The sequence below is a fragment of the Allobaileyella intestinalis genome (genome assembly GCF_009695865.1).
Classification (GTDB): domain Bacteria; phylum Bacillota; class Clostridia; order Peptostreptococcales; family Anaerovoracaceae; genus Allobaileyella; species Allobaileyella intestinalis.
Genome location: NZ_VUNB01000023.1, coordinates 1 through 1,004 on the forward strand (window position 1 = coordinate 1; position 1,004 = coordinate 1,004).

Sequence of the window (1,004 nt, forward strand, 5' to 3'; positions counted from 1 at the left end):
CTACAAAAAGTACTAGGTCACTTGCGCTCCCTATGCTTGTAAGCATCAGGTTTCAGATTCTATTTCACTCCCCTCCCGGGGTTCTTTTCACCTTTCCCTCACGGTACTATTCGCTATCGGTCACTGGCTAGTATTTAGGCTTGGAGGGTGGTCCCTCCTGCTTCAGACCGGGTTCCACGTGTCCGGCCCTACTCTGGTGTCATCTGCGTGTCTTCTGCTTCGCCTACGGGAATTTTACCCTCTGTGTCGGAACTTTCCAGTCCTCTTCGGCTCACATACCTCAATCGCGTTATGATGATCCTCAACCCCGAAGCAAGCTTCGGTTTGGCCTCTTTCCCTTTCGCTCGCCGCTACTCAGAAAATCGATGTTTCTTTCTCTTCCTGAGGCTACTTAGATGTTTCAGTTCACCTCGTTCCCTTCTCTGCAGCTATGTATTTACTGCAGGATACATGGACATTGCTCCATGTGGGTTCCCCCATTCGGATATCTGCGGGTCACAGGATATGTGCTCCTCACCGCAGCTTATCGCAGCTTATCACGTCCTTCTTCGGCTTCCAGTGCCAAGGCATCCACCTGATGCTCTTTTGTACTTGACCTCTTCGTCTGCCGCGTTAGCAGACTATTCACTATTGTTTTCACTCTCAGTGAATTCTGGTTTTCTCAACAAATTGCTTCTTGAAATCGTTACCCTCCTTGATCTGCTTCCGCAGATCAGGCTTATCTCGATTCGTTGTCAATTTGTCTTTCTCTTTCTCTTGGTGTGTTATTCAATTTTCAAGGTGCTGCACCATCGTTATCTTGATGGTGGGCCTGGGTGGACTCGAACCACCGACCTCACGCTTATCAGGCGTGCGCTCTAACCTGCTGAGCTACAGGCCCATAAACTAATAGTACAAAGACTTTCCAGTCTCCTTAGAAAGGAGGTGATCCAGCCGCTCGTTCTCGAACGGCTACCTTGTTACGACTTCACCCCAGTCATTGGTTTTGCCTTAGGTAACTTATT

Annotated in this window: 1 tRNA gene and 2 rRNA genes; all 3 read right to left on the reverse strand. The window is 48.9% G+C overall.

The window, feature by feature from the left end:
• Positions 1-597: ribosomal RNA gene (locus FYJ66_RS09150) — 23S ribosomal RNA — on the reverse strand; the annotation flags it as partial.
• A 206-nt stretch (positions 598-803) separates the two neighbouring features.
• A tRNA-Ile gene (locus tag FYJ66_RS09155) sits at positions 804-880 on the reverse strand.
• Between the two features lie 37 nt (positions 881-917).
• Positions 918-1,004: ribosomal RNA gene (locus FYJ66_RS09220) — 16S ribosomal RNA — on the reverse strand; the annotation flags it as partial.